Raw genomic sequence first — 21,853 nt, forward strand, 5'->3', positions numbered from 1 at the left:
TTTGAATACATTGAAGTATTTTATAACCGAAAGCGGCGTCATGCATTTTTAGATTACGTAGCGCCAGTTGATTATGAGGCTCAGTATGCCTCTTAATTATTTTATCCGTTTTATTGTGGCAACCTCATGTATTTGAATTCTGCATGTGAACAGTTCGATAGAGCTCTTGAAATATCAATAGAAGATGTTATGTGGCCAGGATTTATTAATTATAATAAAGCTAGAACATTGTATTTCTTGAGTTTATTATCTGAATCAAAAGAAAGTTGGGTTAGAGTAATGGATGATGCCATTGCGTCTCGATCTAGACAAAACCGACTTATCGATGAGGTTTTAACAGAAAGTCAGGCAGGTAAATCAGATGTTATTGATACACACTTAAGGCAGTTTTTTCTTTATCAAGAAGAGCTTGCTCGTGTGATGAAATTAAACCTAATGCTCTCTAACAGAAAAAATGAAAATAAGATTTTCTCCATGTTGTATAGAGGTACAGATATAGAAAACTTGCAGAAAGAAGATTTTATAAAATTGTTTGTAAATGTCGACAGTTTTCCAATGATTCGCTCTTATCAAGAAAAAATTATTGAAACTCTTGCTGTGGATAGAAGTTTTTCTAACTAAAAGAGTCAGAGTGAAATTATCCTTACCAGATCATTGGAGATTTCCTCAAATATCTGGGGAGGATTTAGAATGGTAAGTCATGCTCAAAGTTGATAGAACTTAACTCTAATATTACCCAGTGCCCAGGATACGAATCTCAGTGATTTAGGGTAAAATCATACTTAATTTTACTCTGACCCTTTAGATTTTACTTTAGATTTTAAGAAAGTATGATAAAAGATTCGAGTTAAAGTGATGCTTTCGCTTAGGATTAGTTAATGATCAGAACGTCAATGAAATCAAGGAGGATGAATGGGACTTACGATTAATATCATAAATTTTCTAGTGCTGATAATCCCTCCAATTGGTATATGGCTCTATCTGAGACCAAAAAGAAAAAAAATCTTGGCTCGTCATGTTACTACGAGGACTGAAAAAGCTCATCAAAATTTAGATTTGAGAGATTGGAGCAATCATTCCACCCAGTTATTTGCTAAATGTTTATTCCCAATTATTATAACTACAAACCTAATCTCAATATGGACGACAATGATGGACACAAAAGAGCAAGATATTATTAACTTAAAGTCTCAAATATCGACTTTAGCGGAAAATCACCACGATAGAATTAAGTTTATTGAAGAATACCTTTTCCCTCCGGAGGGCCCTACAGGACCAACTATTTTTCAAAGAATGGATTCAATGGAAAAAAGCAGGGATGACTTAGAGACATTAATGCTCAGAGTTACTAATCCGAATCCTGAGCTTAACAGACAGATGGAAAATCTAAAGCAGGAAATTATTTCGCTTAGAAAAGAAATGGATTCTCTCAAGCTTCGTTTAGGCCGTTCTCAACAATCAGGTTATTCTTCTAGTTCGATGTAATTGGAATAATCAGGCTCATAATCCTAGCCAATAAATATGGGCTTTTGATGTCTTTTGCATTTCGTTTAGCGATAGCCCTGTGCTTGTAGCGAAAATAAGTGAGCATATTGACCCTGTTGGGCAAGTAGATCTTCATGGGTGCCACGTTCTTTGATTTGGCCTTGACCCATGACGATGATCTCGTGGGCGAGGCGAACCGTAGAGAAACGATGGGATATTAAAATCGCCATCTTGTCTTTGGTGTGCTCTTGGAAATGCTGGAATATATTGGCTTCTGCTTGGGCATCCATGGCCGCGGTGGGCTCATCGAGAACCAGTATATCGGCTTCTTCGCGCATAAACGCGCGAGCTAGGGCGACTTTTTGCCATTGGCCACCAGACAGTTCTTGTCCATCTTTGAACCAGCGGCCCAGTTGCGTGTTATAGCCGCTTTCTAATTGGTCGATAAAGTCGGTGGCTTTGCCTAGTTCAGCGGCTTTTTGCCAGCCTGCTTGATCGTTGAAACGGTCATTGTCGCCTGCCCCTATGTTTTCACCGACAATGAATTGGTAGCGTACGAAGTCTTGGAATATCACACCAACCCGTTTTAATAGGGTGGTTTCGTCCCATTCAAGCAAATCTAAGCCATCGAGCAAAATTCGCCCTTCAGTCGGGTTATAAAGACGAGTAAGTAGCTTAATTAAGGTGGTTTTCCCTGAACCATTTTCCCCGACAATGGCGAGGCTATGTCCAGGTCTAATATGCAGATTGATTGCCGATAGGGCGGGTTTTGTACTGCCGGGGTATTGAAAGCTGACATTCTCGAAGCGAATGCCATCGTTGGGCTTTGGGCCGACCAGTAGACCTTGTTGCGATGAGGGCGTTTCTTGTTCCAAATATTCATACAAGTTAGACAGGTAAAGATTGTCTTCGTACATGCCGCTAATCGAGGTTAACGAAGCGGATACCGAGCTTTGCCCTTGTTTGAACAGCAACAGGTACATGGTCATCTGTCCCAGTGTAATGGCACCGATAATCGTGTCGCTGACGATCCAGCCGTAAGCACCGTAGAACACCAGAGTGCTGATGATGCCTAGAGCAAACCCCCAGCTTTCACGACGTAGAATTAAACGCTTACTTTCTTTAAATAGCTTGAGAAAAATTTCCGCGTAACGCTGTAAGAAGCGCTCGCCTAATTGGTAGAGTCGTACTTCTTTGATGTTGTCTTCCCTAGATAATAGGGTTTCCAAATAATTTTGCTGACGAACCTCTGGGGAGCGCCAGCGGAACATGATGAAGGCATCCCCTGAAAATTTGGCTTCAGCCACAAAAGCGGGTAACGCGCCGAGCACTAATAACCCTAAGGCCCAAGGAGAGAATTGCCATAATAAAACCGCAAAGCTTGTAAGAGAGATGGCGTTTTGGATAAGAGCGAAAGTTTTATTGACCAGCGCGAGTGGACGACTAGAGGCTTCGCGACGGGCGCGAACCAGCTTGTCGTAAAATTCGGAATCCTCAAAGTGTGAGAGTGTTAATGTCTGGGCTTTCTGCAGAATTAGCATGTTGACCTTTTGCCCTAGTAAACCTTGTAATATGGCCTGTTGAGCAGTGATCGAGCGTTGGGCAGCAGCAATGATTAAAACCAAAATGCCTTCTACGACAACATAGTTAAGTGCGGTTTGATAATGCAGAATTTGATCTTGCTGGTACATTGCCATGGCGGCGACCACCGCATCGACAATTAACTGCCCCACATAGGCCATCGCTGCAGGGACAACACCCGCAATCAAGGTGGCTATTGCCAAGCCAATGGTTAGCGCTGGAGAGGTTTGCCACACTAATTCAATAGCGCGACGACTGTAGCGAAACACACCTAACATGTTCTTATCGACGGTATTTTTAGGTGCGGCAGCGGGCTTCATTGTTTGTCCTAGCGTTAATGAGTGCCGATATTATAAGGTATTTTTCGTGGTCTTTAGGCATTTAAATCATCGTCCTTTACTGTCCAAAATTCCTGTTTTCTGTCCTTTTGAGCTTATCCTTATATTAATCATTAGGGTCAGAGCTAAATTAAATGCTAACTTCAAAGGCACAGGTGGTTCTTCAATAATAGGGTATTCCGCCAAGCGAATTTAACTGACTTATGATGCCAAATTATTATGCGTAAATCCGATAAGAAACTCGATAATCAAATCCGTATCGCCCTTACTGATGTGTGTGAATCGGCGTTGAAAAGTCTTAATGGCTTTGAGTGGTTAACCCACAGTGTGAATTATGATCGCTTTCCTGAGAGTTTGAAGGTGGTTTGTGTGTTTGATACCAATGAGCATCTTGAGGCGTTTAAAACGTCGCCATTGTGCGGCCAACTTGAGCAGCAAATCCATGCTGAGTTTAATGCTTTGGGCCTTAAGGTTAGGAATGTCCAAAGGCATGTGTCGTATGATACGGAAGAAAATTGTGTCCAATCTCATGATGGAAACTGGGCGAAAAGACTGCAAGGTTAGCGATGTGCATTATCGTTGGCGCTTGCGAGTAGACGATAAAGACAGGTAAGGATAGGTGTGTAAAATGGCAAATTTGAAGGCAGTGGAAATAAAGTCATTCGTTCCTGCTAAGGACTTTGAATGCTCTAAGCGTTTTTATCAGTTTATTGGTTTTGAAATGGCGTCTGAATTTGAAGGCATCGCTTATTTTAAATCTGGCGTTTGTTCGTTTTTGCTCCAAGACTTTTATGAAGCGGTTCATTGTAATAATTTTATGATGCATCTTTTGGTGGAAGATGCTCAAAGTTGGTACGAGCATATCCTAGCGCTGAATCTTGTTGATGAGTTTGGTGTTACGGTGACGGAGCTTATCGAACAACCTTGGGGAATGCTCGAATTTTGTCTCACTGACCCGAGTGGCGTTTTGTGGCGCATCGCCCAGAATAAATAGTGCAATCGCTCTCGTCAGTGGGGAAGCAACCGTTAGACCTCATTATTCTGTACTTTAGCGCACGACTGATGGCTTCTTGAGAGGCGTCAGCGGCCAAATGATAAGGGATTTTATGACAATTAAAGCCATACTTTTTGATCATGATGGGACCATAGTAGATTCAGAACAGGCGCATTTTGAGATGTGGAGGGACGTGCTTCGAGAGTATGATATTGAGTTAACTCTTGAGGACTATACGAACCAATATGCTGGTATTCCAACCACGTCAAATGCGGTCACAATGGTTAAACATTACGCTATAGCGGCTAAGCCTTCAGAGCTTGTGTTGGCCAAGTCTGCAGCGACCAATCGATATTTATCGGAACACGCTTTCCCTCTTATGGCAGGGGCGATGGATTCAGTGCGTTTTTTCCATGAGCAAGGTTTTAAAATTGGCATTGTCACCGGTGCTGGTAGAGAAGGGGTCGATGTCACGCTTAAATGTCATGAATTTCATGAATACGTCTCCGTTGTTGTTTCGGGTGATGATGTCATCAATAGTAAACCTGCGCCTGATTGTTATTTATTAGCCGCAGAGAAATTAGGTCTTCAGCCTTCAGAATGCTTGGCGATTGAAGACACCTATAATGGCAGTGTGGCGGCAATTGATGCAGGTATTGAGTGTGTTGGTGTCTCCACATCAAGTCGGGTAAGAGATTTATTTGTAGGAACAATTCATAAATGCCGTAATCTCAATGCCGCGACACAGTGGATCGCTGAATTTATCGAGAGTAAATCCGCTCGCAATCACTATCAGTAGGACAAGGAATCGTCGTAATTTACCACTGAAAAAGTAAGCGTTGGCTTATGTTAGGGTCAGTTCGTAACTCTGTTTTAATGCATCAGCGTCTTCCATCCTGTTCTCAATGAAACACCAGCCGCCATAGAATCCCGATGCCCAGCACAAAGAAGACCAATCCACATAGCAAGTCTATGTAGCGGCTTACCCGGCGGAGGGCTTTTTGGCTAGCGGGTTTGGTGAGTAGCCAAGCTAAGGCGCTGAACCAACCAAGAGACAATCCCCAAATAATGACTAAGGCGGAACCTTTGCCAGCCCATGACATGCTGGCTGGTATTAAGCTGGATATGAGGCTGATGAAGAACACCAATGCTTTTGGGTTGAATAGGTTGGTTAAGAAGCCTTTTGAAAAAGCCTGATGTTTTTGCGTGAGCAGGGCTTTCCCATCAGGGTCACTCAGCTCGGTGGTTTGTTGCCAATTTCGCCATGTGCCAATGAGTGCCGTGCTTCCCAAGTACAACAGGTAGCTGCCTCCTATTCCCTGCAATAGACGATATAAGGTGGGTTGCTGATGCACCAGCAAGCTGATGCCGGTAATGCTAAGAACGGCGTGAGTTAAGATGCCTAATGACAAGCCAAGGGCAATGTAAAAACCGGTTTGGCGACCATAACGGGACGCGTTTTGTACCACGAGGGCAAAGTCGGGTCCTGGGCTGATTAAAGCAACAAAATGCACTAGTGCTAAGGTGAATAAGAGGGATACTTCGTTCATTCTGTTTTCTACTGTTTGTGATAGGAAGAAGTGTATTATCGCCAATCTTTTTGGATTGAGCTTGTAAAATACTGACGCTTAACGAATTTGTGAAGGGGGAAGGCCAAAGCTGTGTTTAAAGGCTTTGCTAAAGTGAGCTTGATCGTAGAAGCCGACTTGGTGTGCCACGTCCGTGCCGGGGATCTTGGCTTTTAATAGTTTCATGGCCTGCTCAAGGCGCAAGCGAGTAAACCAAGCGTAAGGTGTCATGCCCACTTTGGCTTTAAACTGGCGTTGTAATTGACTCTGACTGAGGTCACACAAGTCGGCCAGTTGTGGTAGAGAAACCGGTTCGGCCAGATGGGCCAGTAAAAATTCCCGCAATCGTTCTAGATCACTTTTTCCTAAGGCGTATGTTGGTCTGATGCGGTTTTGACCGTAACGTTCGATCAAGGGCGAGAAGCCGTCGTAGGGCAAACAGTCACGGGCTAGCTGGCTGATGTTTTCATCACACAGGGCCACATAAGCTTGGTTGAGTGAGTGGAATACCGCAGGGTCTTGAATGACATTGTGAGGAAAGGCCAATTGGCTATGGGGCGATCCTGTGATGTTTAGGTCGTGAAACCAGTGTGGCTCTACTGAAAAGACCTGTGTTTTATAACCGGACGCTTCTAGTGCACGACCATCATGTAGGACATCCGGCGGCATGATGACAATGTCGCCCGGCCCAACACGCTGACGCTCACCTTGTGACGCAAAGGCTTGTTGACCTTCTGTAATGAGCCCAAAGTGATAATCAAGGTGGTAATGGCGGTCAAATTCGAAGGATTGATAATGTCCGCTGATTAAACTCACGCCAGGGTCAGACGATGTGAAGTGTTGTACTTTGTCCATGTTGGTGCTTTATCCAAGACGCTACTGTGATTTATGAAGGTGCTGTTATTGGTGAAGGTCGTGCCTCAGTCGTTGATTTCATTGATTAGCTTAATGTAGGAATGGTTTGTTGTCTTGTAAAAAACTGACACTCTCAGGGAAAAGGTCTAACGTTAAAGTCACTGATTGCTGCTTCATAAGGAGAAGGTTATGTTCCGCATTGAAAAACAAGGTGAAAACCATTTACACATTGAGTTTGATGGCCAGATGGATTCAGGGCAAATGGAAGTAGCGTTAAATGAGTTTATTCTCTTGGCGAAAGGGATTGAAAAAGGCACAATGTTGTATGAGATAGCGGCCTTTCATATGCCGTCGTTTAGTGCCATTGGCATTAAATTATCGAAATTACCTACCCTGTTTGGTTTGGTCGGTCAGTTTCGTAAAGCCGCGGTGCTGACTGATGAAAAATGGCTGCAGAAAGTCAGTGAGATTGAAGGACTGTTGATTCCAGGCCTCGACATTAAAGCTTTCCCACTGGCTGACAAAGCGGCCGCCGAGGCATGGCTGGCGGCGGAATCCTAGCAAGCCCTTACATGGGTTCGAACACTGAGCCTAAGCTTGGCACGAACAGTTTATTGTACATGCGGCTGGCGTAGTCGTCGGTCATGGAGGCCATGTAGTCGCAAATGATGCGCTGGCCGCTTTCCCCTTGATCACAACTTTTTTGCCATTCACGAGCGATTTCTCTGGGCAACAATCTGGCCGGATCGGCACTGTAAGCTTCGAACATTTCTAACAGCATCTGTTGGCCTTTGTAGACCAACATTTGCACTTCTGGGCGTTGAATAATGTGTTGCATCTCAAACTGCTTGAGTAGGGCCAAGGCTTGTCGTTGGCCCTCCGGTAAGCCCACATGATAACGCAATAATGGGTGTTCGAAATTCGGGTTTTCCACCACCTGACAAGAGGTAATAAACCAGCTGACTAAATTGCCAATGGCTTCTTTGCGTAAATGGCTTTGACGGCTAAACAGCTGAGTTCGTAAGGTGTTGAGGTGGTCTTTCAAGAAAGGAGAGGCGAGCGCCGACAGTTTCGGCTCCAAATGCTCTTGCCACATGTCTTTGGTGACCATACCGAGCACAATGGCGTCTTCTAGGTCGTGTACGCCGTATGCAATGTCATCCGCCAAATCCATAATGCTGGTATCGAAACTGGCGTGTAAGGCTTTTCCATGTGCTTCAGGTGAGCTGCGATGAACACCCTGTAAGGCGGTTTTGTCGGCGTGGCGGAAGGGTTCAATGATCCATTCCAGTAGTGCTTTTTCCTCTTCGTAAACGCATTTTGGTGGGGCCCAATTCGCGGCTTTGAATTGGCGGAAATTGTTCGGCTTTTCTGGGTATTGGCCAACCACTTGATTGTGTCGTACTGGGTATTTTAGTATGCCGAGCAAAGCGCGACGGGTCACGTCCATACCGTAATTTTCTGAGTAGGAGCCACGTTTACCAAGGATGCGTAATGATTGCGCATTACCTTCAAAACCACCGTGATCCAGCATCGTATAATTGAGTGCAATTTCGCCACCGTGACCAAAGGGTGGGTGGCCAATGTCATGACTTAGGCAGACAGTTTCAATCAGTGCGTCGTCTGCTAGCCAAGGCTGAAAGTCGGCATCGGCAGCGGCGCTAAACTTGAGGTGATGAACAATGCCGTTGCCAATTTGCGCGACTTCTAGAGAATGGGTAAGGCGAGTGCGGCTGTAGTCGTTTTGACGTATCGCTAGAATTTGGGTTTTGGATTGCAAACGACGAAACGCCGCGCTGTGAATAATGCGCGCTCTGTCCCTTTGATACGGGGTTCGATAATCATTGTCGCGGGATTCTTTATGGCCAGATTGTCTTTCTTGCCAAGGTAACATCTCATTGTTTGCCACTGTCATGTTTTTTATCTATTAAGGTAAAGAAACCTCAATCTTTCATGAAAACACGATATAGGTCAATGTTCGTTAAAAAAGCCTTGGGCATAATGGAGCTTATTATAAGGAATCTTTATGCTTAATACTCAACACTTAATGACATACAAAGCCTTGGTGGAGACAGGAAGCTTTACGCTCACTGCTAAGCAATTGGGTTTGACGCAACCAGCGATCAGTCAGCATATTCAAAAGCTGGAGAAAGAATTGGGTGAAACATTACTGATACGTCATGGACGTCGAATTGAACTGACCCAAGCAGGTAAAGTGTTACTCAAACACATAGACCAACTCGAAGGCTGTTACCGCGACTTTATGACCTCGTGGGAAAGAGTGGCCGAACACGCCCATTAAGGACGGTTGGTAAGGTGTCTCGATAGGGTCTGGTAAAGGCCGTATAAAATACCTGCTGTCACTCCCCAAATTCGGATGTCTTGGTAATAGACTTCAAAATAGCCACGCGATATGGAATCCAGTTTACGCTGTTTGAACGCATAGTTTTGCGGCGTCAGTAAGTGACGTAACGGAACCCAGTGGACGGATTTGACCTCTTCTTCACATAAGCTCAGTTCACTTCGGCGTGTCATCTCAGCCACAATCGGCTTAATGCAGAAACCTGATAAAGTACAATACTCCCCAAGTTCTCCTAGTAAATCGAAGCAATCTGGCGCTAAGCCAACTTCTTCTAAGGTTTCTCGCAGTGCTGTGTACTGGATACTGGCGTCATCTGGGTCGTGTTTACCACCTGGAAATGCGATCTGACCTGGGTGGTTGCGCATGTGAAGGGCACGTTGAGTCAGCAACACATACAGTTCGCCGTCTTCTGGTGCTTGCCAGATCGGAATCAATACGGCCGCAGAACGGTAATCTAATTCATAACCCTGCGGAAACATCTCTTCGTCTGGGTTATGGATACTCTGCCGATAAGGTGTTTTGTCTAAGGCGGCACGAATGTCATCTAAACTAAGGTCAATTGGGGGAGCATTCAAAAACTGCTCTATGTCTGACATGGTAAGACCTACTTCAAAAAATCTCTTTCTAGAGTATGGGTTAATTTGCCTACTTTGGTAAAGGTTTCTTGGTACTCTTCTTCACATTTTGAATCGGCAACCAAACCGCCACCAGCCCAACAATGTAATTTACCCTGATCGGCCACCAAGGTGCGAATAGTGATACTGGAGTCCATTTGACCATTGCTGCTGAAGTAAACAATGGAACCACAATAAGCGGAACGTTGATGAGGTTCCAGTTCATCAATGACTTCCATGGCACGAATTTTAGGGGCGCCTGTGATCGAGCCACCAGGGAAACTTTGCTGGAACACGTGAATGTTGTGTTCGGCTTTGTCGATACGACCTTCCACCGTGGACACCAGATGATGCACGTTAGCGTAACTTTCCAAGGCGAATAACTTAGGTACTTTAATGCTGCCAGTTAAACAGGTGCGACCTAAATCATTGCGCAGTAAATCGACAATCATGAGGTTTTCGGCGCGGTCTTTTTCTGACGACAACAGGGTCTCGGCGTTGGCTTGATCTTCTTTAGGGGTCTCCCCTCGGGCAATGGTGCCTTTAATGGGTTTGGATTCGACTCGACCTTGATCACATAACAGAAAGCGTTCTGGCGAATGACTCAGTATGCTTTGTTGCGCAGAGAATTCTAAGTAAGCGGAGAAAGGCGTGGGACAGACTTGGCGAAGCGCTTGATAAGCGGTAAACGTGTCGCCTTGATACTGAGCAGTAAAGCGTTGTGCTAAATTGACTTGATAACAGTCGCCCGCTTGGATGTAGTCCTGTACCTTGGCAAACTTGTTGGCGTAGTCTTCGGCGGTCATGTTGGAGGTAAAGGCTGAGGTCAGCTCGAAAGCGTGTTTTGCCAATAAATCATGATGTACTAAGACATCATCCGCTGCACTGGTAAAACGGTTGATCAATTGACTGATGTCCTCTTCGTGACACCAAGGTGTGTAGATCAGCTCGGTTTTTTGCGTCTGATGATGAGTAACAACCGCCCAGCCGTAAAGCCCCATGTTGAATGTGTCGAGTTGGATGTCATGGCTGACGCTGTCCGGCAGCTGCTCGACGTAATGACCACTTTCGTAACCGTAATAGCCCAATAGTCCACCCGTAAAAGGTAAGTCCTTAGGGGCTGATTGCGCCCAGCTTTCTTGGCAAATACGTGACATTAACTCCTTTAGTAAGGCCATCGGGTTTTGTTGTTTGGATAAGGTGTACAAAGGTGTTTCTGTCCACTGGATAACCTTGCTTTGATCCGCTTGTTGATGATTGCCATGAATGCGGGCAAGGGGATTGGCCACCAAAATATCAAATCGCGTGTCGCTGAAATGTTCGTGGTTGCTGTCCAGTAAGGCTGGGTAAGGTAAATCTCGAACGGCGGCGTAAAAAGCGAGTAAATTGGACTGATAAGGAAGATTTATCCGTTTGATTTCTGACATTTTGTCTTATTACCTAGTAAAATGTTACCGCAGATGGAATAGCGAATATTGTATTCCTTTAATAAGGGTCCTCACAGGTTAATTACAAGTGTCTGACGTTTTTTTTCTTTCTTTGCCCAATGCACGTATTGCGTATCGCTTACACGAAAACCCTAATGCCACTTCGGATGCCGCTTGTTTAATGTTGCATGGTGCGGGTGTGGCTGGCGATATTACCTTTTCTCCTATGTTGCCTTATTTGACGCCTTGGCGTTGGCTGCTGATTCCTGATTTAAAAGGAATGGGGGATTCTTTTCATGGGGATGGGGAAGAAAAGGCCGTATCGATTGCGGATTTGACCGCTGACGTGATGGCATTGCTGGATCATCTAAACTGGACTCAGTTTGATTTGGTGGCGTATTCCCTGGGCGGTTTAGTGGCGCTGAATTTAAATTTTCAACGTCATCAAGCGGGTCAATCGCCAGTGAAAATGGCCTTGTTAGAACCAGCGTCGCTGGATCGACAAGACCTCAGTCATTTAAAGGAGGTACGCCAAAAGTATCGTCGTGCCTCGCAATTGATTCGTGAAACGGGGGATGTGGAACTGGGGGTTGCCTGCTTTATGGACGGTGTGTCGCCCAATCGCCGTAAGCACCCTGTGGCAGAAGCCACCACGCAATCCCGTTTGGCACATCGACCGTTTGGTTTTGCCTATGCATTGGATGCGGTCACTGACTTTGTTGAACAGGCGGCCCATAATCCACATGTTCGTTATGCCATGATAGAAGCGTCACCGGAAGTCTTCTTGTTCTCTGGTGAATTGAGTCATGAGGCATTAAAACAGCATTATGAGTTATTAAGCGAACGCAATGCCGCATGGCAACACACAGTGATGAGTGCCTGTGATCACTCATTGCCCTTTCAAAAGCCGAGGCAAATTGCCAAGCATTTGAATAAGTGGTTTGCCTCGTCTTAAGCTTACGCTAGGATAGATTGGTGAGCAGGAAGCTCACCCATAAAACAATAGAACAAGGAGGCGTTCTATGGTCCAGCAATATGGTTATTCCTTATTGGAGCTGTTGTGCGTGTTGGCAATTCTGAGCTTATTGGCGCACCTTGGCTCGTCCCACTTCCTCTCTGTTAATCAAGATCTAGAAAATCAACGGACGCTCAAAACAGAAGTCGCGCGTTTAGCCAATGGCTTAACTCAAGCACGTCAATTGGCGGTGGCCAGTGGTCGACTCAGTTACCTTTGTGGCGGGGTTCGACATTGTACTGGGGATTGGTCAACGGGGTTTCGTGTGTATCAACATAGTGAATCGGGTCAGGCTGAAAAAACGTTCACTAGTATCTCATTTGCCTCGAGCTTATTGGTCGCTTGGCGAGGCTTTCCGGCTCAGAAAACACAAATTGAGTATCAGCTTAATGGCTTATCCGGCTATCAAAACGGTACGTTTGTGTTTTGTTTAGGGCGTTGGAAAATGGCGTTGGTGCTCAATCAAAGTGGTCGATTTTATGTGTCGTCTTTGCAGTCTTTGCCACAGTCAGCGCCATTGAGTGTGGAAGACTGCACATGAAAAAGTCATTGCAAATAAGGCCGTTGAAGACTCATCAAGGTGGCTGGGTGTTGCTGGAAGTTTCACTCTGCTTGGTCGTCATTGGTGTCATTTTGTGGGCCATCATGCAGCAAAATGAGGCTCAGTGGCACAGTTTGTCTTTGAGTGATGCGCAGATCAAGGCTGAACGAAATCGTCAGAAAGCACAACGGATGGCGCATTTATTAGGGCAGGATGTTGGTTTTTTAGTCGATGACGTAGAGACAGTCGATCCGGTTATTGATTATCCAGATTGCTTGGTTTGTACTCAGCAGAACCTTCAGCAATGGTTTAAAGCCAGTCTGTTGCCTGTTACGCCTTTATTGGAGTCAGCGAAATAATGGGGTCTCGTATGGCGTTAATGGGCGGCATTTTATTTGAATTGCTCATCGCTTGTGCGGTGTTGGGACTCTGCTTACCTTTTATGATGAACGCCTTGCGGGACAGGCAAGCTGAGCAATGGAAGCATCAGGCTTATCAACAAGGGCAAACCCTTCAATCCGCCATTGATGCGCATTTTCGTTCTCAGTGGCAACGTTTGCTGCCAGCGCAATGTCATCAGCACAGTGCCATGTCTCTTACCATTGAAAGCGCAGCGAATTCCCCCGCTCGCCTGTCTGCTCGTTCTTTGGTTTCTGGTTCGGATTGGTTGCTGGCAAGGGATCATGGTTTGTGCCGTGGTGCGATAGAGGTGACCGAAAACCCGTTGACGGTGGCACTGGATTGCCATTGGAAAGTGGGGGATCAAGCGCGCTTCAGTAGTTGTGATGGGAGTGTTTTGGGACACGTCGTGGGGATTTCTAGCCAAGGTGCGCAAGTCGCCTTTAGCACAGATGACGTGCTTGGGCTGTCTGGTGTGATTGCCAGTGAAGACGGTTTTTATTGGTATTTGGCGGAAGGGAAAACGGGACAAGGTGCGTTATGGCGCTCCCCTGAGGTCAGTGGTAATGCGTTAGAACTATGGGATGGCATCGAGCGTTTATCGATTTTCCCCTTGTTGGATCAGGATCAAAATGGTTTCGTCGACACCTTAGACACCCGTTACGGCCATTATGATTTGCAACATGTTCGTGCCTTGTGGGTGGAATATCAATATCGCCTCGGGGATTGTCATCCAGATCTAGCCGAAGCTGTGCCACAAGCTTATCTTTCTATGCGAGGAGAGGAGTGGCAATATCACCGTCCTTGTCAGCAAGTGGGCAATCAGATTATTGAGTTACAAGGAGGGGGCCTGTGAATCCGCTGGCCTTGCATCAGCCCACCTTAGCGGGTTGGTTAGGCTTGCCAGTGCTGGTATTGCTGTTGGTTGTCGCCAGTATGTCGATGGCGTTTCAAGACAGGTTGCTGGCGCAATACCAGTGGCGTGGTCAATTGCAAGCGGTGGCAGATGAGCAGTCCGTGTGGCAAGACTTTATACGCTTGCTGGTGGGCGCCCCTGAGTTTTCGCAAGCAAGTGACTCTCACTGTCTTGGCTTTTGTCCGTTGCAACAAGACAACGCTAGCCTAGAACAAATAGAATGGCGTAGCGAGGGGCGAACGGTGTTGTATCAATGGCATCGATATGAAAGAGACGATGGTATGGAATTCCATCGTCTCTGTGCTTCCATTAATCAACAAAGCTACCATTGCTGGTGGTGGCAAAATCGAATCCTGCGGCACCAAGGTTGGCTTACTCTGCTTGATTGAACGCTCTTAAGTGTTCAGCGCTGCAAAAAGCTCGTGCTTTTTGGTCATGTATAGCATGAGAACGAGGAACATAAGTCTGGCACTGTTGGCAACGAACCATGCTTTCTTGTTCTGTGGATGGTGACTCTGATGACGACTTTTTGTGCTTAGTCGGTGCTTTTTTTCCTTTCAAAATGACAAATTGGCGGTATAACCACCAGCCAATAAAGAAAATCGCAACAAAAACGATCAAACGGACGATCATATACTTTACCTAAGTTGGCTAATTCCAGACAATAAAGGGCATATTCTAACAGAGTTGATGAGATAGCAACGGTATGACATTAAGAATTGCAATGGCCCAACTGGATATGTTGGTCGGCGATATTAGCAAGAACACCCAATCTGTGATTGATGCGGCCCTCAAAGCCCGTGATCAAGAGCAGGCTGATGTCGTGGTTTTTCCCGAATTAACATTGACGGGCTATCCCCCAGAAGACTTATTACTGCGCCCTAGTTTAGAACCGCGTATTGAATCGGCCTTGGCGAAAATTCAAGCTGAGGTAACGGGTATTTATTTAGTATTAGGTTACCCAAGACGCATTGATGGTGAGTTGTTTAACTGCGCTGGGGTTATTTATCAGGGTCAGATGTTGGTTGAGTACGCCAAGCAGAAGTTGCCGAATTTCCTCGTATTCGATGACAAACGTTACTTTAGCGAAGGCCGTGACGCCGGTTTGGTCAACATTAAAGGCGTTAAGGTGGGGCTGAGTATTTGTGAAGACATCTGGCACCCAGAACCCATAGCGCAAGCCAAAGCCGCTGGTGCTGAACTGATCCTAAACCTAAATGCATCGCCGTACCACATTGAAAAAATGGGCGAGCGCGAAACCTTGCTGCATAAGCGTGCGACGGAAACCACCTTGCCGATTGTCTACGTAAATTACATGGGCGCGCAGGATGAATTGGTTTACGAAGGTGGCTCGTTTGTGGTCAATGCGAAAGGCGAAAAAGTCATGCAAGCGCCTTGGTTTGAGTCTGGATTGTACTGTACTGACTTTATCGTGAATGACGGCCAAAGTCATAAGGTTGAGCCGGTGTCCGCGATCATTGCTCCGGCTTTGAGTGAAGAGGCCAGTGTGTATCAGGCGATGGTGCTGGGGCTGCGTGATTACATTGAGAAGAACCGTTTTAAAGGCATTGTTTTAGGCTTGAGTGGTGGTATAGATTCCGCTTTGTCTTTGGCTGTCGCGGTGGATGCCATTGGCGCTGATCGTGTACAAGCGGTGATGATGCCATACACCTATACGTCGTCTATTAGTCTTGAAGATGCGGAAGAAGAAGCCAACTTATTGGGTGTGAAATACAGTGTGTTGCCGATTGAATCCATGGTGTCGGCGTTTAATGATGTCTTAGCGCCAGAATTTGAAGGTTACGACAAAGACACCACGGAAGAAAACCTGCAAGCGCGTACTCGCGGTGTGACGCTGATGGCGATTTCCAATAAAAAGGGCTACATGGTTTTGACCACCGGCAATAAGAGTGAAATGGCGGTAGGTTACGCCACTTTGTACGGTGACATGGTAGGCGGTTATTCGGTGTTAAAAGACGTGTTTAAAACCCTAGTTTTTAAACTTTGTCGCTACCGAAACACCTTAGGTTATGTGATTCCTGAGCGCGTCATTACGCGTCCACCATCCGCAGAATTGGCGCCTGATCAGAAGGATGAGGATTCCTTACCAAGCTACGACATTCTTGATCAGATCTTGCATATGTACATTGAGCAAGACATGAGTGCCGAAGCCATTTTAGCAACGCATCAGTTTGATCGAGATACGGTGTATCGTGTTTTACGTTTGGTGGATGTCAATGAATACAAGCGTCGCCAAGCGCCAACAGGTGTGCGTATTACTGCCCGTGGCTTTGGTCGTGATCGTCGATACCCCATTACTAATGGCTGGCATATTGGCGAGTAATCTCTCGCTTGATAGCCTCGTTTAATGGGTTTGATAAGATAGAACGAAGGAAAGAACAACGCACTTTAAAAGGGGATAATAAAGGGCGTTGTTCTTAAGTTTCTATTGCTAGAAGGTTAATAACTAGAAAGTGTAATTAAAGCGTAGACGAGTGGCCAAAACTTTATCGTTCACTCCTGCTGCTACATCGTCTGCGGTTGAATAAGACGCCGCTAATGTCATTGAAGCATTATCGATATCAAACACCGGCATGGTATAGGCCGTGTACAGGGTGGTGACGGAAGGATCGTTAGCACCATCATCAACATTAGACGTAATGATCCCAAGACCAAAATTGTCGTAGGTCATGTTGGCTGTCATAGAGCTGACTTCTTCGTCTGTGTTGTCATCTTCCATTTGAGTGACGGCAAGATTGACGTTGGCACCAGACACATCAAAATTAGCCGCTAATGCGAAACCTGATTGACTCACATTGGATCCGTTCGTTAGCTCGTAGTCAACACTTTCGTAGCCCGCTGTAATAGTGGCAGATCCTGCTTTGAACGTAATGATAGGACGAATGCCGGCGATGCTAGTAGTGTTGTCACCAGTGGCATTGTCAGAATTACCCGCTCCATATATGGTTCCCAATTCAAATTGAACGGCTTCGCTGGCATTCATATGAATGGCGATTTGACCACCGTCATCACTGGTTCGACCACGCACTTTTTTGGCTTCGTAAACAGACACACCACCTGCGTTTTCAACGACGACGTCTTTGCCTTTAGGGAAGAGGTTAGTGGCTTCAAAGCGGCCCAATTGCACGTCGATATTGGCGTTACCTATTTTTAGGTAAGCATCGGCAATGCCAGATGTGCCATTGACTTTCAATTCAATCGTACCTTTACCTTCAATAAAGTTATCACCGGAAGTGTGTTTGCCATAGCTATTCAACTCGACACGACCTGTTTGCAAATAGGTGGTATCACCTACTTCCTTATCGATTACATCAGTATTTAATTCGAAGTTTGCGTCAAATGAAGGGGCCGCAACCACACCGGCAGATAATAAGCTGCTGAAGAGGGCGGAATATAGAATGCGTTTTTTCATAATGATAAAGCCTATATTGTTTTTTTTATGTATTAGGTGGACCTTTTAGGAAATCTGATGATTTCTGTTATTATTATTGCCAAATAAGTTGTTTTATTACAATATCATTTTTGCACATTTTGTTCTTAATTTGTTCTTAATTTGCTGTATTCTTATATCTATCATTACTATATATAATATCTTTAAGATATTGATTTAAAAGAATTTATTTTATTTTTTCTGTGTTTTCTCATCTTTTTTCTTGATCTGTCTATGATATTTTGAAAAAAGTGATTTTAAATGAAATTGATTTTTTATATTTGATTAGAGAGTTGTTTTTTCATTGTTTTTTTAATGTTTCTTAAGATTTACTTTTTTCCTTAATATAGACTTAATGAACTTTGTTAAGTTATTTTTAAGTGTTTTTCGATTATTTTAGATTGCTGATATAAGATTTTTTAAGTTGTTTTTAAGCTGGTTTTTATGAGTTTGGTGGATGATTTTTCCTTTATAAAATCTGGTTTTATATGGAGTGTCGAATGGGGGATTCTAGTGCGCAGTGCAGTATTTACGTTATATAGTGGGATTAAAGGCGAATTGTCCTTCTTTAAATACGCCTTCTAGGAGCATAGGGAGGACGCATTTTCATTGACCGACAATCGATTGTTGATTGCTTATCGTCATATTCTAATCATTTGGTGCCTGTCACATTGCTATTCGCTTAAGTGCGTTTTATTGTGGGGGAGCCACGATTTTAATGGACTTTGGTGCGACGTTTTGAAGCCGCAGCAAGCAAAAAAGGTACCTGAAGATGAAAACAATTGGCTTGTTGGGCGGTATGAGCTGGGAATCGACTGCTAGCTATTACTCGGCGTTGAATCAGGGAATAAAAAATGCCTTAGGGGGGTTGCATTCCGCGAAGATCAATATGGTCAGTGTGGATTTTGCAGAGATTGAACAACTTCAGCATGCTGGTGACTGGCAAGCAACGGCGGAAATTTTGAGTCAAGCCGCGCTTTCAGTAGAGGCATCTGGTGCGGATGGGCTGTTAATTTGTACTAACACCATGCATAAGGTGGCGGATAAAATTCAAGCTGCTATTCATATTCCAGTGCTTCATATTGCCGATGCAACAGGTCAGCTGCTGCAAGCTAACGGCATTACCAAAGTGGGTTTATTAGGCACGCGTTTTACGATGGCGGAAGACTTTTACAAGGTACGTCTGACGGATCAATTTGCCATGCAAGTCATGGTGCCAAATGAATCACAACAGGCCATTATTCATCATGTCATCTACGATGAATTGTGTCGTGGCGAGATCCGCTCAGTATCTCGCCAGCAGTATCTGGAGATTATTGACGATCTACATCAGCAAGGGGCGCAAGCGGTGATTTTAGGGTGTACTGAAATTGCGCTTCTGGTGAAGCAGACTGACACTAACGTGCCACTTTATGATACCACTAGCATTCATGCGCAACGCGCTGTGCAGTGGATGCTGTCATGACCCATTAAATCTGGAGGGATAGAAAGATGACTACACCCTGTGTGCTGCTCGCTTGTCAATGTGGCTCGGTAGAAGGTCAGTTAACCTTAGATGACACCACGCGCTTTCACTTGGTGTGCTATTGTTGTGATTGTCAGGCTTATGCTCAACAGCTTCAGCAAGCTGACACCCTGTTAGATGAACATGGGGGAACTGAGCTAGTGCAAACGTATCCCGCTAATATGCAGATCACCCAAGGTCATCAACACATTGCTTGTATGCAACTATCGGAAAAGGGGATTTATCGATGGTATACACGCTGTTGCCATACCCCGATCGGTAATACTGTCCGTTCAGCGAAATTGCCTTTTGTGGGGATTCCAGTGGCTTTTATGCGGTTTGAATCGGCCACTCAAAAAAAGCAATTACTTGGACCGATCGCCTTTAAGGTATTTGCAAAATACGGCCAAGGTCAGATGCCAGAAGAGGCTTATGCTAAGGTGCCATTTGTTTTTCTGCGTCAGACTGTTGGCTTTCTCTTAAACGGCTTTTGGTTTAACAAGCATCGCCCATCGCCCTTTTTTCGTGATGGAAGCCCTGTCAGTACACCACAAGTTGGCAAAACACTTTGATAGCGTTGCTTGCCATTAAATAATGGCTAAGACTAGAGGGAATTTATGCAACAGATTGAATCGATTGACGCTTTGGAAGCTCATTATGGTAAGCCCATAGAAAGAGCTTTATGGAAAGAAATTCCTTACTTGAACCCGCATTACCAAGCTTTTATTGAGAAGTCGACGTTTGTGATTCTGGCGACTCATGGTGAAAATGGACTGGATTGCTCTCCACGGGGTGATCCGGCGGGCTTCGTGCGAGTGGTCAATGAACATTGCATTCAACTCCCCGATCGGCGAGGCAATAATCGTCTTGATTCTCTGCGCAATATCATTCATAACCCTAAGGTGGGGCTGATTTTTTTGGTGCCGAATGTGGGGGAAACCATTCGTGTTAGTGGCACCGCACAGATTCTGGTCGATCAGGCGCTGTGTGACTCTTTCGCCATGCAAGGTAAGGCGGCCAGTTCGGTGATTTCCATACAGGTAGAAAAAGCCTATTTTCAATGTCAAAAAGCCATTGCACGATCAGGGTTATGGCAAGCTGAGCACTATATTGACCGTTCGGAACTGCCAACGGCAGGAGAAATGGCGAAGGTTTTTGCCGATAGGCAAAATATAGAATTCAGTGCTGAAGAATACGACAAGAATTACCCTGATCATATGCAGAAAACGATGTATTAATATTCAAGGAGAATGCTGTGATCGATGCGATTTCTTTATTAACTATTGGTTTTGCTTTCTTTGTAGTGGCCGTTTCTCCAGGCCCTGCGACGCTCTCTAATGCCACCATTGCCATGAGTAAAGGGCGTAAAGTGGCGCTGGTGTATGGCTGTGGGTTGTCGTCTGGCATGTTCTTATGGGGGCTGGTGGCGGTCAGTGGTATGGGGGCCATCCTGCAAAGCTCTGTGTATGTTCTGATGGTGCTGAAAGTGTTAGGCGGATTGTATTTATTACGCTTGGCGTATGTGTCTTTTAAGGCGTCTTTGACCGTCGATGGTCAACAAAGTGTGGAACAAATTCAAGCCAGCAGTTACCGCAAGTGGTTTATGCGTGGTTTTATACTGAATTCTTCCAATCCAAAAACCGTGGTGGCTTGGATGGCCGCGCTGTCTATGGGCATGCAAGGTCATAACGATCTGATGTCGTTAGTGTTGGCGTTGTTGACTTGCATGTTAGTCGGTTACCTTGTCAACATCCTGTATTCGCTGGTGTTTTCGATTCAAGGTATTATGGGAATGTATCAAAAGTGTCGTCGTTGGGTAGAACGAGCAACGGCTGGCATGTTTGCTTTAGCGGGTTTAGGTTTACTCAAATCCGCTGTTAATAGAAGTTAAGGAAAAGTATGTCTAAGAAAGTTTATTGTATCGCACAATTTCTCCCTAAGCCGGGTCAAGAAAAGGCGTTGTTTAAGGTGCTACAGTCTTTGGAACCGAATACTTTGCGTGAGGATGGTTGTATTGCGTATCGAGTGACTCGACACCTGACCAGCCCGTTTGCTGAAGGTAAGAGTTTTCCGATTGCCTTTAATGAAATTTGGCAGGACATGGCGAGCTTTGAAGCCCATTGTCAACGCAACGAAATCAGTGACTTTTTCGCCACTTACTGTCAAGCAGAAGATGGCTTAGCCGCCGATTGGAATGTGTGTATTTATACGGATGAGCCAGAGGATTTTGATGCCCCTGTATTGGACTAGGGGTCAATGAAAATTGAGTGTTTAGCGTTTTAAGGCAAATGACGAGGTATTTATGGACATGGTTAAATGGGCTGAAAAACTCATGTCTATGGATGAACAAAGTTGGAGTAGGCACGCCAACCCTTGGAGTGTCTATTCGCGTTTTTCCATTATGCCAATGTTGAGTTTGGCCATTTGGTCGAGAGAATGGGTAGGTTATCATTGCCTTGTTTTTATCCTACTCTGTGTGCTTTGGGTCTGGCTAAACCCACGGCTATTTTCGCCTCCGAAAGATCACAATAATTGGGCCTCCAAAGGTACGTTCGGTGAACGGCTGTATTTAGATCGAGCAAACCAGTCTCTCCCTGCCCATCATTTGGTTATGGCAAAAGCCTTACAGTGGGGGTCTGCGATTGGCCTAGTTTTCTTTATTTACGGCTTATGGGTGCTAGACATTTGGGTTGTCATACTCGGCAATGTTTGGGTGATGGTTTTTAAAGCTTGGTTTGTTGATCGTATGGTGTGGTTATACCAAGACGTAAAGGCGAATAAGCAATAGATTCGCCTTATTTCA

General features: G+C 45.1%; 28 protein-coding genes. 20 read left to right on the top strand and 8 right to left on the bottom strand.

Features of this window, described 5'->3' with window-relative positions; all coding sequences use genetic code 11:
- Positions 1-9: 9 nt before the first annotated feature.
- From OA79_RS18590 to OA79_RS03120, 3 genes are all read left to right on the top strand, one after another.
- Positions 10-96, top strand: a complete 87-nt coding sequence (locus tag OA79_RS18590) for a hypothetical protein (protein WP_442919194.1) — start codon at positions 10-12, stop codon at positions 94-96.
- A gap of 30 nt (positions 97-126) precedes the next feature.
- The gene (locus tag OA79_RS03115; protein WP_156486208.1) at positions 127-621 is read left to right on the top strand and encodes a hypothetical protein; all 495 of its coding nucleotides are present in this window, start codon (positions 127-129) and stop codon (positions 619-621) included.
- A gap of 291 nt (positions 622-912) precedes the next feature.
- Complete coding sequence (locus OA79_RS03120) at positions 913-1,485, top strand: hypothetical protein (protein WP_063331766.1); 573 nt, start codon at positions 913-915, stop codon at positions 1,483-1,485.
- Positions 1,486-1,550: 65 nt separating this feature from the next.
- Here OA79_RS03120 and OA79_RS03125 read toward each other — a convergent pair whose 3' ends face one another.
- Positions 1,551-3,386 carry an ABC transporter ATP-binding protein gene (locus OA79_RS03125; RefSeq protein WP_063331767.1) on the bottom strand — a complete coding sequence of 612 codons (1,836 nt, stop codon included), beginning with the start codon at positions 3,384-3,386 and terminating at the stop codon, positions 1,551-1,553.
- 237 nt (positions 3,387-3,623) lie between these two features.
- Between OA79_RS03125 and OA79_RS03130 the strand changes: the two genes are divergently transcribed.
- The 3 genes from OA79_RS03130 to OA79_RS03140 all read left to right on the top strand — a co-directional run bounded on the left by OA79_RS03130 (position 3,624) and on the right by OA79_RS03140 (position 5,197).
- The gene (locus tag OA79_RS03130; protein WP_063331768.1) at positions 3,624-3,968 is read left to right on the top strand and encodes a hypothetical protein; all 345 of its coding nucleotides are present in this window, start codon (positions 3,624-3,626) and stop codon (positions 3,966-3,968) included.
- A 64-nt stretch (positions 3,969-4,032) separates the two neighbouring features.
- Entirely contained in the window at positions 4,033-4,398 is a 366-nt protein-coding gene (locus tag OA79_RS03135) for a VOC family protein (protein ID WP_063331769.1), read from the top strand.
- Between the two features lie 112 nt (positions 4,399-4,510).
- Complete coding sequence (locus tag OA79_RS03140) at positions 4,511-5,197, top strand: HAD family hydrolase (protein WP_063331770.1); 687 nt, start codon at positions 4,511-4,513, stop codon at positions 5,195-5,197.
- A gap of 103 nt (positions 5,198-5,300) precedes the next feature.
- Here the strand turns inward: OA79_RS03140 and OA79_RS03145 are convergent, their stop codons facing one another.
- Both OA79_RS03145 and OA79_RS03150 read right to left on the bottom strand, forming a co-directional pair.
- Entirely contained in the window at positions 5,301-5,948 is a 648-nt protein-coding gene (locus tag OA79_RS03145) for a LysE family translocator (protein WP_063331771.1), read from the bottom strand.
- Between the two features lie 78 nt (positions 5,949-6,026).
- On the bottom strand, positions 6,027-6,821 hold the full coding sequence (locus tag OA79_RS03150; RefSeq protein ID WP_063331772.1) for an AraC family transcriptional regulator: 795 nt from the start codon (positions 6,819-6,821) through the stop codon (positions 6,027-6,029).
- A 189-nt stretch (positions 6,822-7,010) separates the two neighbouring features.
- Between OA79_RS03150 and OA79_RS03155 the strand changes: the two genes are divergently transcribed.
- Positions 7,011-7,382, top strand: coding sequence for an STAS/SEC14 domain-containing protein (locus tag OA79_RS03155; RefSeq protein ID WP_063331773.1), 372 nt, complete (start codon positions 7,011-7,013; stop codon positions 7,380-7,382).
- A 7-nt stretch (positions 7,383-7,389) separates the two neighbouring features.
- Here OA79_RS03155 and OA79_RS03160 read toward each other — a convergent pair whose 3' ends face one another.
- Positions 7,390-8,736 (bottom strand): anti-phage deoxyguanosine triphosphatase, encoded by a 1,347-nt coding sequence (locus tag OA79_RS03160; RefSeq protein WP_063331774.1) that lies wholly within the window; start codon positions 8,734-8,736, stop codon positions 7,390-7,392.
- A 111-nt stretch (positions 8,737-8,847) separates the two neighbouring features.
- Here OA79_RS03160 and OA79_RS03165 point away from each other — a divergent pair, with 111 nt between their 5' ends.
- Positions 8,848-9,123, top strand: coding sequence for a LysR family transcriptional regulator (locus OA79_RS03165; protein WP_063331775.1), 276 nt, complete (start codon positions 8,848-8,850; stop codon positions 9,121-9,123).
- Here OA79_RS03165 and OA79_RS03170 read toward each other — a convergent pair.
- A complete protein-coding gene (locus OA79_RS03170; protein ID WP_063331776.1) occupies positions 9,120-9,779 on the bottom strand; it encodes an NUDIX hydrolase in 660 nt (219 codons plus the stop codon). The genes OA79_RS03165 and OA79_RS03170 overlap by 4 nt on opposite strands.
- Before the next feature lie 8 nt (positions 9,780-9,787).
- Entirely contained in the window at positions 9,788-11,224 is a 1,437-nt protein-coding gene (gene pabB / locus OA79_RS03175; RefSeq protein WP_063331777.1) for an aminodeoxychorismate synthase component I, read from the bottom strand.
- 88 nt (positions 11,225-11,312) lie between these two features.
- On the opposite strand from pabB, the gene OA79_RS03180 reads away from it, so the two are divergent.
- From OA79_RS03180 to OA79_RS03200, 5 genes are all read left to right on the top strand, one after another.
- Positions 11,313-12,179, top strand: coding sequence for an alpha/beta hydrolase (locus OA79_RS03180; RefSeq protein WP_063331778.1), 867 nt, complete (start codon positions 11,313-11,315; stop codon positions 12,177-12,179).
- Positions 12,180-12,246: 67 nt separating this feature from the next.
- On the top strand, positions 12,247-12,780 hold the full coding sequence (locus OA79_RS03185; protein ID WP_063331779.1) for a GspH/FimT family pseudopilin: 534 nt from the start codon (positions 12,247-12,249) through the stop codon (positions 12,778-12,780).
- Complete coding sequence (locus OA79_RS03190) at positions 12,777-13,139, top strand: hypothetical protein (protein WP_063331780.1); 363 nt, start codon at positions 12,777-12,779, stop codon at positions 13,137-13,139. Before OA79_RS03185 ends, OA79_RS03190 begins: the two co-directional genes overlap by 4 nt.
- Positions 13,139-14,035, top strand: a complete 897-nt coding sequence (locus OA79_RS03195) for a hypothetical protein (RefSeq protein ID WP_063331781.1) — start codon at positions 13,139-13,141, stop codon at positions 14,033-14,035. The genes OA79_RS03190 and OA79_RS03195 overlap by 1 nt, the downstream gene beginning before the upstream one ends.
- Complete coding sequence (locus tag OA79_RS03200; protein WP_063331782.1) at positions 14,032-14,484, top strand: hypothetical protein; 453 nt, start codon at positions 14,032-14,034, stop codon at positions 14,482-14,484. Before OA79_RS03195 ends, OA79_RS03200 begins: the two co-directional genes overlap by 4 nt.
- Here the strand turns inward: OA79_RS03200 and OA79_RS03205 are convergent.
- Complete coding sequence (locus OA79_RS03205) at positions 14,468-14,728, bottom strand: PP0621 family protein (RefSeq protein WP_063331783.1); 261 nt, start codon at positions 14,726-14,728, stop codon at positions 14,468-14,470. The genes OA79_RS03200 and OA79_RS03205 overlap by 17 nt on opposite strands.
- 73 nt (positions 14,729-14,801) lie before the next feature.
- Here OA79_RS03205 and OA79_RS03210 point away from each other — a divergent pair, with 73 nt between their 5' ends.
- Positions 14,802-16,439: an NAD+ synthase gene (locus OA79_RS03210; protein ID WP_063331784.1), complete on the top strand. Its 1,638-nt coding sequence runs from the start codon at positions 14,802-14,804 to the stop codon at positions 16,437-16,439.
- 123 nt (positions 16,440-16,562) lie between these two features.
- On the opposite strand, the gene OA79_RS03215 is transcribed toward OA79_RS03210, so the two are convergent.
- Positions 16,563-17,528: a carbohydrate porin gene (locus tag OA79_RS03215; RefSeq protein ID WP_063331785.1), complete on the bottom strand. Its 966-nt coding sequence runs from the start codon at positions 17,526-17,528 to the stop codon at positions 16,563-16,565.
- A gap of 790 nt (positions 17,529-18,318) precedes the next feature.
- Between OA79_RS03215 and OA79_RS03220 the strand changes: the two genes are divergently transcribed.
- Genes OA79_RS03220 through OA79_RS03245 form a run of 6 tightly spaced genes read left to right on the top strand, consistent with a single transcriptional unit; the run spans position 18,319 to position 21,838 of the window.
- Positions 18,319-19,011 carry an aspartate/glutamate racemase family protein gene (locus OA79_RS03220; RefSeq protein WP_063331786.1) on the top strand — a complete coding sequence of 231 codons (693 nt, stop codon included), beginning with the start codon at positions 18,319-18,321 and terminating at the stop codon, positions 19,009-19,011.
- 26 nt (positions 19,012-19,037) lie between these two features.
- Positions 19,038-19,622: a DUF6151 family protein gene (locus OA79_RS03225; protein ID WP_063331787.1), complete on the top strand. Its 585-nt coding sequence runs from the start codon at positions 19,038-19,040 to the stop codon at positions 19,620-19,622.
- A 45-nt stretch (positions 19,623-19,667) separates the two neighbouring features.
- The gene (locus tag OA79_RS03230) at positions 19,668-20,288 is read left to right on the top strand and encodes a pyridoxamine 5'-phosphate oxidase family protein (RefSeq protein WP_063331788.1); all 621 of its coding nucleotides are present in this window, start codon (positions 19,668-19,670) and stop codon (positions 20,286-20,288) included.
- A gap of 17 nt (positions 20,289-20,305) precedes the next feature.
- Positions 20,306-20,941, top strand: coding sequence for a LysE family translocator (locus OA79_RS03235; protein ID WP_063331789.1), 636 nt, complete (start codon positions 20,306-20,308; stop codon positions 20,939-20,941).
- A gap of 8 nt (positions 20,942-20,949) precedes the next feature.
- On the top strand, positions 20,950-21,300 hold the full coding sequence (locus tag OA79_RS03240; RefSeq protein ID WP_063331790.1) for a putative quinol monooxygenase: 351 nt from the start codon (positions 20,950-20,952) through the stop codon (positions 21,298-21,300).
- A gap of 52 nt (positions 21,301-21,352) precedes the next feature.
- A complete protein-coding gene (locus OA79_RS03245) occupies positions 21,353-21,838 on the top strand; it encodes a DUF6653 family protein (RefSeq protein WP_063331791.1) in 486 nt (161 codons plus the stop codon).
- Positions 21,839-21,853: the final 15 nt, after the last annotated feature.

It is taken from the genome of Marinomonas sp. TW1, assembly GCF_001625355.1.
In the GTDB taxonomy this organism is placed as follows: domain Bacteria; phylum Pseudomonadota; class Gammaproteobacteria; order Pseudomonadales; family Marinomonadaceae; genus Marinomonas.